Consider the following 14,302-nt stretch of genomic DNA (forward strand, 5'->3'; position numbering starts at 1 on the left):
GATTACTCTTTTAGGGGGACAGCCAGGCAACCCCGATTTGCTTATTTCCCTCATGTATTTGCTTATTTCCGAGCGATATTTGCACTGTTTCCAGGTGGAATTGCGCTAGTTCTCAGGACATTTGCTTATTTCCCTAAAAATATGCGTATTTCCCGCGCTTATTTGCACTACTTCATAAAATGTAATCAAAATGTTGGTTTTCGTCTGGAGGTATAGAAGTAGCCAAATGCCACTCCTGCTATAAACCCACTTAGATGGGAAATGAAATTAATGTTTGGCTGTCCGAACGTCATAATACCAGCAAGAATGATAATGGGAAGAATCACCTTCTTATGTTCATTCGTTATGAGAGATGATTTAAATAAATATAAGGAAAAATAAGTGCCAAATAATCCAAAGATGGCACCGCTTGAGCCAATATGAGAATAGGTTGCTGGCATCAGAAGAAATGTTGCGATATTGCCGATGATTCCACTACAAATATACAGGAATAGGAATGGGTATTTCGTTAGAATTTTTTCCAAAGGAGGCCCGAAAATGATCAATGAAATGGAGTTGAAGAACAAATGGGCAAATGAACTATGTAAAAAGATCGGTGAGAACAGCCGCCACCATTCCCCATTTGCGATGTAGATATTTGTGCCAGCAAAAGTTTGATAAAAGGCGATGGAAGGGAAAAAGGGAATGAATAATAAAATGTAGGCTAATATATGAATGGTAATAATGATGGTGATAATTGGATAATAACGAATAAACTGTGAAAAACTTTCTGTGCGAAGAAACATAGTAAGAATCCCTCCTTAAAAGTATTGAAAAGATCTTCTAGTGATTAGAAAATAGATGGGCAAGGCTTCATTCTATTGTATGTACAAGAAGTCAAATAATTGATGAACTTTATGAAAGAAGTGAAATGGGAATGATCAAAGGAATAGGATTAGACATTGTAGAAATTGCTAGAGTGCAAAAAATTGCAGAACGGCAACCGAAATTTATTCAAAGAATCTTAACACAGAATGAACAATCGTATTATTTACAATTGAGTAATAGGAGAAAGATCGAATATTTAGCAGGGCGCTTCTCATTAAAAGAAGCTTTTGCCAAGGCATATGGGACGGGAATTGGTGAGGAGCTTTCCTTTACAGATATCGAAACCGATTATAATGATAAAGGCAAGCCGATTATAAAGAAACCATTTGGAAAAGGAGTTCATCTTTCCGTTACACATAGTCAAGATTACGTCGCTACACAAGTAATTATTGAAGAATAACGGGAGAAAAACGAAATAATGGAAGGAACATCTGGGAATGTTCATTGACTGAAATTCACTTGAACGAAGGTTATATTCCTTTAGGTTGTCTCATATATTTTAGCGATAAGGAGAGACAAGGATATCTAAGTAAAGAATGCTGCACAAGGAATGATTTTTAAGGGATATAAAAAATCTAGCAGTTTATTTTCTAATGTATCTCAACTCTCCATTTAACGTTTAAATGAGACAAAGGGGTTGTTGAAAAAATGAGAAGGAATGCTATTCTTCTAGTGGTTGCGTTAATGACAATATTAGTTCTCGCCGCCTGCGGTTCGAAGTCACAAGAAGATGTTGTAAAAGATCTAAATGAAAAAGTGGAAAAAATGAAAGGCTATAAGGCGGATGCACAAATGACGCTACAAGTCGGTGAAGAATCCCAGACGTATGATGTTGAAGTATGGAACAAGGAGCATAATTTTTATCGTGTTGTTTTAAAAACGCCGAAAAAAGATCAAAGTCAAATGATTTTAAGAAATGAGTCAGGGGTTTATGTATTAACACCAGCCTTAAACAAAAGCTTCAAGTTTCAGAGTGATTGGCCTAAAAATAGCAGCCAAGCGTATTTATATGAATCATTAGTGGCAGATATTTTAGAAGATAAAGAGGCAAAATTCAAAGAAACAAAAGATCATTATATATTTGAGACGAAGACTCGTTATCAAAATAGTCAAATGCTTCCGACTCAAAAGATTACATTTAATAAAAAAGATTTATCACCTGTATCTGTGAAAGTGTTAGATACGGATCGCAATGCTCTTGTCAAGGTAAAGTTTAACAAGGTGAATTTTAACGCAAGCTTCGAAAACGCCTCCTTTGATATGAAAAAGAATATGACAGGTGCACAGCTTGAGGTACCCGTTTTAGCGAATAGCGATGATCGTGATTTTTCTGTTCAATATGTAGAAGAAATGCCTGGAATAAGCTTAGTGGAAGAGAATGAGATTGTGACGGAAGATGGTAAACGCGTGGTCTTAACATACGCTGGTGATAAACAATCCTTTACTCTAGTTCAAGAAAAGTCAAAAGTGATGACAACATCAATCGAGCCAACTGAAATGAGTGGTGAAATGATTGATTTAGGATTTACAATCGGATCGATTTCAGAGCACTCGATTTCATGGACGTATAATGGGGTCGATTATCTCCTTGCTTCGAAAGATTTATCGAAAGAGGAAATGATTGAAATTGCCCGGTCAGTTCATGGAAATTCGGTAAAATAATAAGATCATGTTGATAGAGATGCTTAAGGCATCTCTTTATTTTTGGCGTTTTCTTTGTGTATTAAAAGTTTTATATCAATTGTGATTCTCGTTTTTCTTATAAAGGATAAACAATTTAACCGACATTACTCAAAAACCATGTATAATAAAGAATATTCACTTTTTACATGAAAGAAGGGACAACGAGTGAGTAACAATCATGTGTTTTTTCGTGATACTTGGGCAGAAATTCAATTAGACCATATTAAATTTAATGTGATAGAAACGAAGAAATTATTACCTGAGGATGTGGATTTATTTGCGGTTGTGAAAGCAAATGCTTATGGACATGGAGATGTTCAAGTTGCCCATGCTGCTTTAGGAGCTGGAGCGAGTGGGCTAGCAGTTGCTGTGTTAGACGAAGCACTAGCTTTGCGAAAAAAAGGTGTGACATCTCCTATACTAGTATTAGGGGCGAGTCGTCCAGAAGATGCCGTCATCGCAGCTGAAAATCGAATCTCTTTGACCGTATTTCAAATGGAATGGCTGAAACAAGCGGAGCCGCAATTACAAGGAAAGATGCTAAATGTCCATTTGAAATGTGATACAGGCATGGGAAGATTAGGAATTAAAACGGAAAAGGAAATAAAGACATTTGAAACCTATTTAGCTTCTAGTTCTGTCTTTCGATTTGAGGGCGTTTTTACTCACTTTGCAACTGCAGATGAGGTTGAAATGACTTATTTTACAGAGCAATTAGGTCGTTTCCAATCACTTATTAGCTTCTTAAGAGCAAAGCCAAAGTATATTCATTGTGCGAATAGCGCCACAACTCTAAGACATTCAAAAGCTTATTTTAATGCAGTAAGACTAGGGATTTCTATGTATGGATTATCTCCTTCTAATGAAATGAAACCTTTACTGCCATTTCAGTTAAAGCCGGCGTTCTCCTTACACACAAAAGTGGTTCATATAAAAAAAGTACATGCTGGAGAGAAGATTAGTTATGGTGCGACATATGAAGCGAGTGGTGACGAATGGATTGCTACCTTGCCGATCGGTTATGCAGATGGATGGATTCGTAAATTACAAGGGCAAGAAGTCCTTGTAAATGGTCAGAGAGCTCCCATTGTTGGTCGCATCTGTATGGATCAATGTATGATTCGTTTAAATCAAGAGGTGTCTATTGGAACAAAGGTTACATTGATCGGAAAACAAGGGGATCAAGAGATTACGATGGATGAAATTGCGGAAACCTTGGAAACGATTGATTACGAAGTTCCTTGTATTATAACAAGTCGCGTCCCTCGTGTTTATATAGAAAACGGCCAAGTTCAAAGCATCGATAATAAATTATTGCCATCTATTTTTTAAATATTTTATTCTAAAAAAGGAAAATTCTTTATACAATGTAAAGGCTGATGCATAATTTACTATTTTTTACGCCAATAATAGATTAGAAATTTGTTTTTTATATTTAGACTTTTTTCGAAACCAAATTAATGGTATGATAAGTTAGGGTATTAAAGAGACGGTGTGTAGTGATTGGTGGAGGTGTAGCTCGTGTCTGAATCCAGCGCAACAACGGAAATTTCAATTCGGTTACCGCAGCATTTTTTGTCGGAATTAGACGGCTTTGCTGAGCAGGAAAATGTGAATCGCAGTGAATTTATTTATAGAGCAACGAAAATGTATCTTCGTGAGCGTAAGAAGCGCCATATCCGCGAAACGATGAGACGTGGATATATGGAAATGGCGAAGATTAATCTTGAGATTGCTTCTGAAGCGATTCAGGCTGAGTATGAGGCGGAAAATACTGTAGAGCGTCTAGTAAGTGGAGGGTAAGCACTTTGATTGTTAAGCGTGGTGACGTGTATTTTGCAGACCTTTCCCCTGTTGTCGGCTCTGAGCAAGGCGGTGTTCGTCCTGTCCTCATCATACAAAACGACATCGGGAATCGGTTTAGTCCGACTGTTATTGTCGCGGCAATTACAGCGCAAATTCAAAAAGCAAAACTGCCTACACATGTTGAAATTAATGCTAAGCGGTACGGCTTTGAACGGGATTCCGTTATCTTGCTTGAACAAATACGCACCATAGATAAACAACGCTTAACGGATAAAATAACTCACCTTGACGATGAAATGATGGAAAAAGTAGATGAATCATTGCAAATTAGTTTAGGACTCATAGAATTTTAAAAGATTGACGCTCTCTAGAAATCTAGAAGGGCGTTTATTTTTTTGGCTTAAAACATATTCCTAGATGTAATGAAAGAAGACTTAATTTTGGAAAATTGAGAAAGAAATATTCGAATCATTATGAATCCAAGATGAGGATTGTTACAATAAAGGAATAATTCATCGATAGAAAAAAGTATTGGGCGAAGGAGGAAGAGAATTTATGCAAAGAAACATTATTCGGTTTATCACTGATTATAATAAACCAATCTTGTATGATTGGATGGACGAAATGATGGGCGAAGCAGATGATCGTATGATTGATGTTGTATCAGACGAAGTGTTCAATAGGGCTAGTCAGGAGTTTATTGAATTAATTGTGTCCAATCTAATAGATTCAGAAAAAGAATTTCATATTAAGTTAAAAGGGTTTGCAGAGAAAGTGGTCCATTTGAATTGGCCAATTACGTTTGTAACGACAGGTTTGCAAAAATTTAAATCCATTGTCCTTAAAAAAATGTGGGAAGAAAAAATATTAACTGAAGAAAATAATATCGATTATACAAATAGATTGGATCAATGGATATCCCCAATGTATAAAGAGATTGTTAGCACCTATGCAAAAACATGGGAAAGAACGGTCTCGATGCAAAAAAATGCACTCCAAGAATTATCTGCGCCCTTAATCCCAGTGTTTGAACAAATTTCAGTGATGCCTCTTATTGGTACGATTGATACAGAAAGAGCCAAATTAATTATGGAAAATTTACTGAACGGGATTGTTGAAAATAGATCGGAAGTTGTTTTGATCGATATAACTGGTGTTCCAGTTGTAGATACAATGGTTGCACATCATATTATTCATGCTGCTGATGCTGTTCGCCTTGTAGGGGCTAAATGCATGATCGTCGGCATCCGCCCAGAAATAGCGCAGACGATCGTCAATTTGGGAATCAATCTTGATCAAGTCATTACGACAAGCACATTAAAAAAGGGAATTGAACAAGCGCTTGCCTTAACAAACCGAAGAATTATTGAAGTAGGGGATATGAAATGAATCCACGAATTCCTATTCTGAAATTATATGATTGTCTATTAATCTCAATCCAGTGGGAATTAGATGATCAAACAGCTCTTCAATTTCAAGAAGACTTACTTCGAGAAATACACGAAACAAATGCAAGCGGTGTCGTGATAGATATTACATCCATTGACTTTATTGATTCTTTTATTGCAAAAGTATTGGGTGACGTCATTGATATGTCAAAGTTAATGGGAGCAAAAGTGGTGATTACAGGAATACAGCCTGCCGTGGCAATTACTTTGATCGAATTGGGAATTCGGCTTGAAAATGTCCTTACAGCACTTGATTTGGAAAAAGGTTTAGAGAAACTCCATCGGGAATTGGGGGACTAAACATATGGAATCTTGTGTCAAAATTATCAATGAGTGGGACATTGTAGCAGCTAGGCAGCTTGGGCGAAACGTTGCGAAGGAAATCGGGTTTGGTACGGTGGATCAAGCAAGAATCACAACAGCCATTAGTGAATTAGCACGAAATATATATCTTTACACGGAAAAAGGGCTAATAGAAATAGAACAGGTGCAAAATAACGGCAAGAAGGGGTTATGTGTCATTGCAAAGGATACAGGCCCTGGGATTGAAAACATTAGAAAAGTAATGGAGGACGGATTTTCCACTTCTGGTGGATTGGGAGCAGGTTTGCCAGGGGTGAAACGATTAATGGATGAGTTCACCATTACCTCCAGTTCCGACGATGGAACAAAAGTTAAAGCAATTAAATGGCTTCGGTAGGGGGAGGACAATGAGTTTAAAAGAAGTTATAAGTCATGAGTATAACGAAATTATTAAGAGTTATTTAGAAGAACAAACAGAACAAGCCTTATACCTTAGTCAAAAATTCAGTAGAAAACTAATTGAACAACATGTATCCCCAGAGGAAATCATTAGTTTACATAAAAATGCATTGTTAAAAAATGAGCCAAATATCTCCCTTAATGTTCTTCATTCATTTGATATTTTACTTGAGGTAATGATGGGATATGGTCTCGCTTACCGAGAGCATCAAAGTTTACGCAGTATTCAGCAAGAATTAAAAACAGAAATTGAAGTAGCAGCCAATATGCAACAAACATTATTAGGCACCACGATCCCTCAGATTGAAGGACTTGATATTGGAGCGATCAGTGTCCCTGCAAAACAAATGAGCGGAGATTATTATCATTTCGTACAAGATGAGGATGGCTCCCTTAGTATTGCCATTGCCGATATTATTGGAAAAGGAATTCCTGCTGCATTATGTATGTCCATGATTAAATATGCAATGGACAGTCTGCCAGATCATCGTTACTATCCAAGCTCAGTTTTAAGTAGCTTAAATAGAGTAGTTGAACAGAACGTAGACCCTAGCATGTTTATTTCCATGTTCTATGGGCTTTATGAAATGGACGAGCACCTTTTTCATTTTTCTTCTGCAGGTCATGAACCAGGATTTTATTTTGAAGCAAGTACTCAGATTTTCACTGAATTAAAAGCAAAGGGCTTGCTTCTAGGTGTAGATAAAAAATCTCGCTATCGTCAATATAAAAAGAAGATTGCACCTGGGGATATGATTATTTTATTATCAGATGGTGTGACAGAATGCAGGATAAATGAGGGGTTTATTGAACGGGAGACCTTAATTGAATATATAAAAAAATACATTCATTTGAAGTCACAGGATATTGTGAACAAAATTTATAAAGAGTTAGAGGCACTCCAAGACTTTCAGCTACGAGATGATTTTACATTAATTATCCTAAAGAGGGACATGTAAAAAATGGTTTAATTGCTTAAAAGGATGGGTAAAGAAGATTAAGGGATTTGTGAACGAAAAGGTGGAGAAATGATGAACTTAACATATGAGGTTAAAAGCGAGAATGAGAAGATAGATGTGTGGTTAAATGGGGAAATTGATGTTTATACAGCACCGAAACTTCGCGAAGCTCTAGAGTCTTTCTCTGAAAGAAATGGTGCACAAATTACTATTCATTTATCAGATGTTGGTTATATGGATAGCACGGGGTTAGGAGTCATTGTGGGAATCTACAAAAATCTAAAGACCCATGATGGTCACTTACGGTTAACAGGCTTATCTAAGCGACTCAAAAGGCTATTTGACATTACGGGGCTTGCGGATATTATGGATGTCCGTTCCGAAATAGAAGGTGGAGTGTAAAAAATGAAACCGTTAGATTACATCGAAATGAAACTACCAGCAAAGCCCGAATATGTAGGCGTATTGCGGTTAACACTTTCCGGAATTGCAAGTCGTATGGGGTTTTCATACGATGCAATTGAAGATTTGAAAATAGCAGCGAGTGAAGCGGTAACGAATGCTGTCCAACATGCTTATTCAAATAAGGAAACGGGAGAAGTGGAGATTGGGTTCGGATTGTATCGTGACCGCCTTGAAGTAATGGTAACGGATCATGGACAAAGCTTTAATTTTCAAGAAACTCAAAGTGGGGTAGGACCATATAAGGAAGATTCATTAGAGTTTTTGCGTGAAGGAGGATTAGGTCTTTATCTTATAGAAACACTTATGGATGAAGTGGAAATTCACCATGAGGAAGGGGTAACAGTCTTCATGACGAAATACCTTGAAGGAGAGCAGGTGGAGATTGATGTCAAAACCCTCTCAACCTAATAAGTCTTCTGATGAGCAGGTACTCGATTGGATCAAAAGATTTCAATTAAAGGAAGATGAAGAAGCGCTGAATCGATTAGTTGCTTATTATCAAAGCCTGGTCGTGTCCCTTGCACGTAGGTATTCAATGGGAAAATCCTTTCATGAAGACATTATTCAGGTGGGGATGATTGGTCTATTAGGAGCCATTCGAAGATATGACGCATCTGTGGGAAAAAGTTTCAAGGCCTTCGCGATTCCTACCATCGTTGGGGAGATTAAGCGATTTTTACGTGATAAAACTTGGAGTGTTCATGTTCCAAGAAAAATCAAAGAGATCGGTCCGAAAATCAAAGCGTCAGTCGAGGAGCTCACAGCGACTTATGAGCGCTCCCCAAAAGTGGAGGAAATTGCTGAACATCTAGGGGTCACAACAGAGGAAGTATTAGAGGCGATGGAGATGGGCAAAAGCTATAACGCTCTATCAGTAGACCATACAATCGAATCAGATTCAGACGGGAGCACCATAACACTTTTGGATATTATCGGAAATGAAGAAGAGGGATATGAGAAGGTAGATCAAAAGCTAGTTCTAGAAAGAGTGTTGCATGTGTTGACAGATCGAGAAAAACAAGTGATCCAATTAACTTTTATAGAAAATATGAGCCAAAAAGATGCTGGAGAAAAAATAGGGATCTCACAAATGCATGTTTCACGGCTACAGAGAAGGGCTATTAAAAAGTTGAAAAAGGCGATCTACACAGATGTTAGTAATGCGGAGAGTTCTATGTAATGAATCATCTAGAACATGACAAAGTAGAAGTGTTTGCTTCACAAGATTCGAAAGATGGTATGCCATACTGTGGCGATAGTTATTTTATGGAAATATATGAGGACTACTTCATTTGCGTTTTAGCAGATGGTTTAGGTAGTGGCCAATTTGCCTATGAAGCGGCTACTGCGGTTACGAAAACAGTAGCCAAGTATCATGAAGAAGATGTTGATACCTTAATGAGATATTGTAACGAAGCCCTTCTTTCGAAAAGGGGAGCGACCGTAGCCATATTGAAGGTGAATTTTCAAAAACAGAAATTTATTTATAGTTGTGTAGGAAATATCCGCTTTTATGTCCTAACTGAGGATGGGGAGTTAACTTACCCTTTGCCAGTGAGCGGTTATTTATCAGGTAAACCACAGTTGTATAAGACGCAATATTTTGTATATGACAAAAATAGTACATTTCTTCTTCATTCCGATGGTTTAAAGATTTCAAATGTAAAATCCATTTTAAAAAACCGCTCCATATGTCAAATTGCGTATGAATTAAAAAAACGGTTATCCAACAATAATGATGACTCCACATTTATTGTCGGTTGCTTGCTGTAATGGCAGGCTTTTTTTGTTTTTTATCCTGCCTCCTTGGTTAGAAACAATCCCCCTACATACAGAATTGTTTGTCATCCAAAGGGAAGTTTGGAATAATAAGGGGAGATTATTTTTGAGGTAAGAGGCTTAATAATCGACATTCTGAAAATAAGATTTATGTGCCGTGAATGATACAATAAAGAAGAATGATGATAGAGATGGAGGAAATGTAGTGACAGTACAAACCGTTCAGAAACAACCCTTAATGAAAAAAATTGCTGCTGAGCAACAATATAAATTAAAACAAGTAGAAACTGTGATTTCATTATTAGAAGAGGGGAATACTGTTCCGTTTATTGCGCGTTATCGGAAAGAGATGACGGGGGCTCTTGATGAAGTACAAATCCGTTCGATTATGGAACGTTGGTCTTATTTGCAAAATTTAGAGCAACGAAAAGAGGAAGTTTTAAGACTGATTGATGAGCAAGGAAAGCTAACGGAGGAGTTACGAAAAGGGATACTAAGTGCAGAGAAACTCCAAACGGTTGAAGATTTGTATCGTCCTTATAAGCAAAAAAGACGTACACGAGCGACGATTGCGAAGGAAAAAAGCTTAGAACCGTTAGCGAAATGGATCCTCACTTTTCCAAGTCAGGGGTCAGTCGAAGAAGAAGCGTCACAATTTTTATCGGAAGAAAAAGGTGTCTCATCAGTTGAAGAAGCAGTGAGCGGAGCACAAGATATTATCGCAGAAATGATGTCAGATGATGCTGCGATTCGTGAATGGGTAAGAAATGCGACTTTTCGAAAAGGAATGATAAAGTCCACTGTAAAAAATAAAGAAGAAGACGAAAAAAAGGTCTATGAAATGTATTATGAATACGAGGAACCTGTTCATAAAATTGTTCCCCACCGTGTATTAGCATTAAACCGCGGGGAGAAAGAAGGCATTTTACGAGTATCCGTGCATGTGGATCCTGAGTACATTTTGCGATACCTTCATAAAAAAATCATTTCTAATCCGCAATCTATTACGACGGCAACTGTGGTAGAAGCGATAGAAGATGGGTATAAACGATTGATCCAACCATCTATTGAAAGAGAAGTCCGCAATGAATTAACAGAAAAAGGCGAAGATCGAGCTATACATATTTTTGCAGAAAATTTAAGGAAGCTTTTATTACAACCACCTTTAAAGGGGAAAATGGTGTTGGGGGTGGATCCTGCTTTTCGAACAGGTTGTAAGCTTGCAGTTGTCGATGAGACCGGGAAAGTCCTTCATATTGGTGTGATTTATCCACATCCTCCAAAACCAAAACTGGAGGATGCCAAAAGTAAATTTATTGAGATTTTAAAGAAATTTCAAATTGAGGTCGTCGCCATCGGAAATGGAACGGCATCCCGTGAGACAGAACAATTTGTTTCAGATATGTTAAAAATAGTGGATATGGAAATATCCTATTTGATTGTGAATGAAGCCGGCGCTAGTGTATACTCGGCATCCTATCTAGCACGTGAGGAATTTCCTGATTTTCAAGTTGAGGAAAGAAGTGCTGTATCGATCGCGAGAAGACTTCAAGATCCGTTAGCAGAACTTGTGAAAATTGATCCAAAATCCGTTGGGGTAGGACAGTATCAACACGATGTTTCCCAAAAGAAATTAAATGAATCGTTGGACTTTGTAGTAGAAACAGCCGTTAACCAAGTAGGAGTGAATGTAAATACTGCATCCTCTTCCCTTTTACAACATGTGTCAGGACTCTCTAAATCCGTCGCAAAAAATATAATTAAATTTAGAGAGGAGAACGGGAAGTTTCGCAACCGTTCACAGCTTAAGAAAATCCCAAGATTAGGGGCGAAAACGTATGAACAATGTATTGGCTTCCTAAGAATTATGGACGGGGAAGAACCGATTGATCGTACACCGATTCATCCGGAGAGCTATCAGGATGTCTACCGTTTATTAGAAAGTTTAAATCTATTGATATCAGATATCGGTACGGAGAAACTGAAAACCGTATTGGAATCGATAGACGTAGAAGAGACAGCAAGTCAACTCGGGATCGGTGAACTGACCTTGAAAGATATGATTGACGCACTTATACGCCCTGGTAGGGACCCGCGGGACGAACTACCAAAACCATTACTGAAAAAAGATGTCTTAAAGCTAGAAGACTTGAAACCGGGAATGGAACTGCAAGGTACCGTTCGGAATGTAGTGGACTTTGGCGCCTTTATTGATGTAGGAGTTAAAGAGGATGGGCTTGTCCATATTTCCAAAATGAAAAAAGGATTTGTGAAGCATCCATTAGATGTTGTTTCAGTGGGAGATGTTATTACCGTTTGGGTGGAACAAGTCGATTTACAAAAAAATAGAGTAGCTTTAACGATGCTGTCACCAATTGATTAAACACTGCTTTGATTAGCAGTGTTTTTCTCTGTAGAAATACCAACATTGATTCAGAAGTTTAATTTGATAGCGATTTTTTTCATGAAAAGCTCTCCGCATTTGATTTTGTAGCCAGTTAGGCATGTTTTACCCCCCTAGTTGACTATTTTCATTGTGTATATTTATATGTATGCTATACCGGTTTGTCAGGTTGACTAAAAAAGGAGAAAGAAATAATGAATGATGAAAATTTACAGCAACTAGTGGAGGATATTTCGACTAAATACTTTGGAAAGGACTTTCGCCATAGGGCAGTCTTTAATCCACGGCTAAGAACAACGGGTGGGAGATACATGTTGAAATCCCATAATATCGAAATGAATAAAAAATATTATCAGGAACATGGGATGGAAGAGCTGATCGGGATTATTAAGCATGAACTATGTCATTATCACCTTCATTTAGAAGGAAAAGGCTATAAACATCGAGACCGTGATTTCAAACAATTAATGAAACAAGTAGGTGCACCAAGATTTTGTACGCCCTTATCAAAACAGGAAAAGAATTCGAACAAAAAAATTCTTATCTATCAATGTCGAGAATGCCAGCAAAAATACCCTCGCCGTAAAAAGGTAAATACAGACAAGTTTGTATGTGGCATATGTAAAGGCAGACTAGTTTTTGTTGAGAGGAGAGGTACATAATAAAAATGGTTGACAAGGAAAAAGCAAGTATGATAAATTATTCAAGCGAATGAAAACAACTTCATCATCTGAAATGTTTTATTCTTTTCTTGACTTCTAAAGAACTTCTCAATATAATAGTAAGAGTCGAAAATATGAAATGAAACATTCCGCAGTAGCTCAGTGGTAGAGCTATCGGCTGTTAACCGATCGGTCGTAGGTTCGAATCCTACCTGCGGAGCCATTTTTATTTGGGGAAGTACTCAAGTGGCTGAAGAGGCGCCCCTGCTAAGGGTGTAGGTCGGGTAACCGGCGCGAGGGTTCAAATCCCTCCTTCCCCGTCAGTCGATTTTTTGGCCCGTTGGTCAAGCGGTTAAGACACCGCCCTTTCACGGCGGTAACACGGGTTCGAATCCCGTACGGGTCATAAGGTTTATATCTCGGAGAAAGGGTTCCGTGGTGTAGCGGTTAACATGCCTACCTGTCACGCAGGAGATCGCGGGTTCGATTCCCGTCGGGACCGCCATATTTATTGGGCTATAGCCAAGCGGTAAGGCAACGGACTTTGACTCCGTGACTCGCTGGTTCGAATCCAGCTAGCCCAGCCATTTATTTTCATGAATTAGATCATGATCAAACCGATATCATCCTTCAGTATACATACTTTTAGTTGTTGCTAGTGGGACAAACTGAAAGCTAGAGGCTATATTTTTTCAGTTTGTGATACGGATAAAGGTGCAAGATTTCTTTTTTGCGAGCCATTAGCTCAGTTGGTAGAGCATCTGACTTTTAATCAGAGGGTCGAAGGTTCGAGTCCTTCATGGCTCACTGTTTTGCGGGTGTGGCGGAATTGGCAGACGCACCAGACTTAGGATCTGGCGCCGTAAGGCGTGGGGGTTCGACTCCCTTCACCCGCACCATTCGAATTTCAAAAAAACTATTGACGTTTAAGTTAATATATGATACTATAAATTTTGTCGCTTTAAGTTTTGCGGTCGTGGCGGAATGGCAGACGCGCTAGGTTGAGGGCCTAGTGGGGGAGACCCCGTGGAGGTTCAAGTCCTCTCGGCCGCATTAAATTGCGCCCGTAGCTCAATTGGATAGAGCGTCTGACTACGGATCAGAAGGTTAGGGGTTCGACTCCTCTCGGGCGCGTTAACTTTAAGGCGGGAAGTAGCTCAGCTTGGTAGAGCACATGGTTTGGGACCATGGGGTCGCAGGTTCGAATCCTGTCTTCCCGATTGTTACAATAATATATATGCGGGTGTAGTTTAGTGGTAAAACCACAGCCTTCCAAGCTGTTGTCGTGGGTTCGATTCCCATCACCCGCTCCATAATTGATCTTTGAAAACTGAACAAAACGAAGCGTAACCATAATGTTTTAACAACGTTAATTTTTTATGAGCTAAATCAAATTCTTTGGAGAGTTTGATCCTGGCTCAGGACGAACGCTGGCGGCGTGCCTAATACATGCAAGTCGAGCGAACC

General features: G+C 38.5%; 17 protein-coding genes, 11 tRNA genes and 1 rRNA gene. 27 read left to right on the top strand and 2 right to left on the bottom strand.

Annotated elements, in window-relative coordinates:
• Nucleotides 1-185: 185 nt before the first annotated feature.
• Nucleotides 186-785, bottom strand: a complete 600-nt coding sequence (locus J2S13_RS14985; protein WP_307258650.1) for a rhomboid family intramembrane serine protease — start codon at nt 783-785, stop codon at nt 186-188.
• 131 nt (nt 786-916) lie between these two features.
• Between J2S13_RS14985 and acpS the strand changes: the two genes are divergently transcribed.
• The 14 genes from acpS to J2S13_RS15055 all read left to right on the top strand — a co-directional run bounded on the left by acpS (nt 917) and on the right by J2S13_RS15055 (nt 12,152).
• A complete protein-coding gene (gene acpS / locus J2S13_RS14990; protein WP_307258651.1) occupies nt 917-1,267 on the top strand; it encodes a holo-ACP synthase in 351 nt (116 codons plus the stop codon).
• 248 nt (nt 1,268-1,515) lie between these two features.
• Nucleotides 1,516-2,529, top strand: a complete 1,014-nt coding sequence (locus tag J2S13_RS14995; RefSeq protein ID WP_307258652.1) for a LolA family protein — start codon at nt 1,516-1,518, stop codon at nt 2,527-2,529.
• 186 nt (nt 2,530-2,715) lie between these two features.
• The gene (gene alr, locus J2S13_RS15000; RefSeq protein ID WP_307258653.1) at nt 2,716-3,882 is read left to right on the top strand and encodes an alanine racemase; all 1,167 of its coding nucleotides are present in this window, start codon (nt 2,716-2,718) and stop codon (nt 3,880-3,882) included.
• Nucleotides 3,883-4,071: 189 nt separating this feature from the next.
• Complete coding sequence (locus tag J2S13_RS15005) at nt 4,072-4,353, top strand: CopG family ribbon-helix-helix protein (RefSeq protein WP_307258654.1); 282 nt, start codon at nt 4,072-4,074, stop codon at nt 4,351-4,353.
• 5 nt (nt 4,354-4,358) lie between these two features.
• On the top strand, nt 4,359-4,709 hold the full coding sequence (locus J2S13_RS15010; RefSeq protein ID WP_307258655.1) for a type II toxin-antitoxin system PemK/MazF family toxin: 351 nt from the start codon (nt 4,359-4,361) through the stop codon (nt 4,707-4,709).
• Nucleotides 4,710-4,911: 202 nt separating this feature from the next.
• Entirely contained in the window at nt 4,912-5,745 is an 834-nt protein-coding gene (gene rsbRA, locus J2S13_RS15015) for an RsbT co-antagonist protein RsbRA (protein ID WP_307258657.1), read from the top strand.
• Nucleotides 5,742-6,104 carry an STAS domain-containing protein gene (locus tag J2S13_RS15020; RefSeq protein WP_307258658.1) on the top strand — a complete coding sequence of 121 codons (363 nt, stop codon included), beginning with the start codon at nt 5,742-5,744 and terminating at the stop codon, nt 6,102-6,104. The genes rsbRA and J2S13_RS15020 overlap by 4 nt, the downstream gene beginning before the upstream one ends.
• A 4-nt stretch (nt 6,105-6,108) precedes the next feature.
• A complete protein-coding gene (locus J2S13_RS15025; RefSeq protein ID WP_307258659.1) occupies nt 6,109-6,504 on the top strand; it encodes an anti-sigma regulatory factor in 396 nt (131 codons plus the stop codon).
• Between the two features lie 10 nt (nt 6,505-6,514).
• Nucleotides 6,515-7,525: a PP2C family protein-serine/threonine phosphatase gene (locus tag J2S13_RS15030; protein ID WP_307258660.1), complete on the top strand. Its 1,011-nt coding sequence runs from the start codon at nt 6,515-6,517 to the stop codon at nt 7,523-7,525.
• 72 nt (nt 7,526-7,597) lie between these two features.
• A complete protein-coding gene (locus tag J2S13_RS15035; RefSeq protein ID WP_307258661.1) occupies nt 7,598-7,927 on the top strand; it encodes an anti-sigma factor antagonist in 330 nt (109 codons plus the stop codon).
• Nucleotides 7,928-7,930: 3 nt separating this feature from the next.
• Nucleotides 7,931-8,398, top strand: a complete 468-nt coding sequence (rsbW, locus tag J2S13_RS15040) for an anti-sigma B factor RsbW (protein WP_307258662.1) — start codon at nt 7,931-7,933, stop codon at nt 8,396-8,398.
• Nucleotides 8,376-9,170, top strand: coding sequence for an RNA polymerase sigma factor SigB (sigB, locus tag J2S13_RS15045; protein WP_307258663.1), 795 nt, complete (start codon nt 8,376-8,378; stop codon nt 9,168-9,170). The genes rsbW and sigB overlap by 23 nt, the downstream gene beginning before the upstream one ends.
• Entirely contained in the window at nt 9,170-9,763 is a 594-nt protein-coding gene (locus J2S13_RS15050; RefSeq protein ID WP_307258664.1) for a PP2C family serine/threonine-protein phosphatase, read from the top strand. Before sigB ends, J2S13_RS15050 begins: the two co-directional genes overlap by 1 nt.
• 244 nt (nt 9,764-10,007) lie before the next feature.
• Nucleotides 10,008-12,152: a Tex family protein gene (locus tag J2S13_RS15055; protein WP_307258667.1), complete on the top strand. Its 2,145-nt coding sequence runs from the start codon at nt 10,008-10,010 to the stop codon at nt 12,150-12,152.
• Between the two features lie 12 nt (nt 12,153-12,164).
• On the opposite strand, the gene cmpA is transcribed toward J2S13_RS15055, so the two are convergent.
• A complete protein-coding gene (cmpA, locus tag J2S13_RS15060) occupies nt 12,165-12,275 on the bottom strand; it encodes a cortex morphogenetic protein CmpA (RefSeq protein WP_307258665.1) in 111 nt (36 codons plus the stop codon).
• A 92-nt stretch (nt 12,276-12,367) separates the two neighbouring features.
• On the opposite strand from cmpA, the gene J2S13_RS15065 reads away from it, so the two are divergent.
• From J2S13_RS15065 to J2S13_RS15125, 13 genes are all read left to right on the top strand, one after another.
• Nucleotides 12,368-12,835, top strand: coding sequence for a SprT family protein (locus J2S13_RS15065; protein ID WP_307258666.1), 468 nt, complete (start codon nt 12,368-12,370; stop codon nt 12,833-12,835).
• 148 nt (nt 12,836-12,983) lie between these two features.
• A tRNA-Asn gene (locus J2S13_RS15070) sits at nt 12,984-13,058 on the top strand.
• Between the two features lie 9 nt (nt 13,059-13,067).
• Nucleotides 13,068-13,155: transfer RNA gene (locus tag J2S13_RS15075), tRNA-Ser, on the top strand.
• A 14-nt stretch (nt 13,156-13,169) separates the two neighbouring features.
• A tRNA-Glu gene (locus J2S13_RS15080) sits at nt 13,170-13,241 on the top strand.
• Nucleotides 13,242-13,264: 23 nt separating this feature from the next.
• Nucleotides 13,265-13,340 (top strand) — tRNA-Asp (locus tag J2S13_RS15085).
• Between the two features lie 7 nt (nt 13,341-13,347).
• Nucleotides 13,348-13,422, top strand: a tRNA-Gln gene (locus J2S13_RS15090).
• Between the two features lie 147 nt (nt 13,423-13,569).
• A tRNA-Lys gene (locus J2S13_RS15095) sits at nt 13,570-13,642 on the top strand.
• Between the two features lie 7 nt (nt 13,643-13,649).
• A tRNA-Leu gene (locus J2S13_RS15100) sits at nt 13,650-13,734 on the top strand.
• Between the two features lie 71 nt (nt 13,735-13,805).
• A tRNA-Leu gene (locus J2S13_RS15105) sits at nt 13,806-13,888 on the top strand.
• Between the two features lie 7 nt (nt 13,889-13,895).
• Nucleotides 13,896-13,969, top strand: a tRNA-Arg gene (locus J2S13_RS15110).
• Between the two features lie 12 nt (nt 13,970-13,981).
• A tRNA-Pro gene (locus J2S13_RS15115) sits at nt 13,982-14,055 on the top strand.
• Nucleotides 14,056-14,074: 19 nt separating this feature from the next.
• A tRNA-Gly gene (locus tag J2S13_RS15120) sits at nt 14,075-14,148 on the top strand.
• Between the two features lie 82 nt (nt 14,149-14,230).
• A 16S ribosomal RNA gene (locus J2S13_RS15125) occupies nt 14,231-14,302 on the top strand; the annotation flags it as partial.

Source organism: Oikeobacillus pervagus, assembly GCF_030813365.1.
In the GTDB taxonomy this organism is placed as follows: Bacteria; Bacillota; Bacilli; order Bacillales; family DSM-23947; genus Oikeobacillus; species Oikeobacillus pervagus.

Excerpts from the sequence above, each read along its gene's own strand:
- J2S13_RS15035 (WP_307258661.1), top strand. The coding sequence starts at position 7,598 with ATGAACTTAACATATGAGGTTAAAAGCGAGAATGAGAAGATAGATGTG.
- rsbW (WP_307258662.1), top strand. The coding sequence starts at position 7,931 with ATGAAACCGTTAGATTACATCGAAATGAAACTACCAGCAAAGCCCGAA.
- J2S13_RS15065 (WP_307258666.1), top strand. The coding sequence starts at position 12,368 with ATGAATGATGAAAATTTACAGCAACTAGTGGAGGATATTTCGACTAAA.
- acpS (WP_307258651.1), top strand. The coding sequence starts at position 917 with ATGATCAAAGGAATAGGATTAGACATTGTAGAAATTGCTAGAGTGCAA.
- J2S13_RS14995 (WP_307258652.1), top strand. The coding sequence starts at position 1,516 with ATGAGAAGGAATGCTATTCTTCTAGTGGTTGCGTTAATGACAATATTA.
- sigB (WP_307258663.1), top strand. The coding sequence starts at position 8,376 with ATGTCAAAACCCTCTCAACCTAATAAGTCTTCTGATGAGCAGGTACTC.
- J2S13_RS15055 (WP_307258667.1), top strand. The coding sequence starts at position 10,008 with ATGAAAAAAATTGCTGCTGAGCAACAATATAAATTAAAACAAGTAGAA.
- cmpA (WP_307258665.1), bottom strand. The coding sequence starts at position 12,275 with ATGCCTAACTGGCTACAAAATCAAATGCGGAGAGCTTTTCATGAAAAA.
- J2S13_RS14985 (WP_307258650.1), bottom strand. The coding sequence starts at position 785 with ATGTTTCTTCGCACAGAAAGTTTTTCACAGTTTATTCGTTATTATCCA.
- rsbRA (WP_307258657.1), top strand. The coding sequence starts at position 4,912 with ATGCAAAGAAACATTATTCGGTTTATCACTGATTATAATAAACCAATC.
- J2S13_RS15030 (WP_307258660.1), top strand. The coding sequence starts at position 6,515 with ATGAGTTTAAAAGAAGTTATAAGTCATGAGTATAACGAAATTATTAAG.
- J2S13_RS15050 (WP_307258664.1), top strand. The coding sequence starts at position 9,170 with ATGAATCATCTAGAACATGACAAAGTAGAAGTGTTTGCTTCACAAGAT.
- J2S13_RS15025 (WP_307258659.1), top strand. The coding sequence starts at position 6,109 with ATGGAATCTTGTGTCAAAATTATCAATGAGTGGGACATTGTAGCAGCT.
- J2S13_RS15020 (WP_307258658.1), top strand. The coding sequence starts at position 5,742 with ATGAATCCACGAATTCCTATTCTGAAATTATATGATTGTCTATTAATC.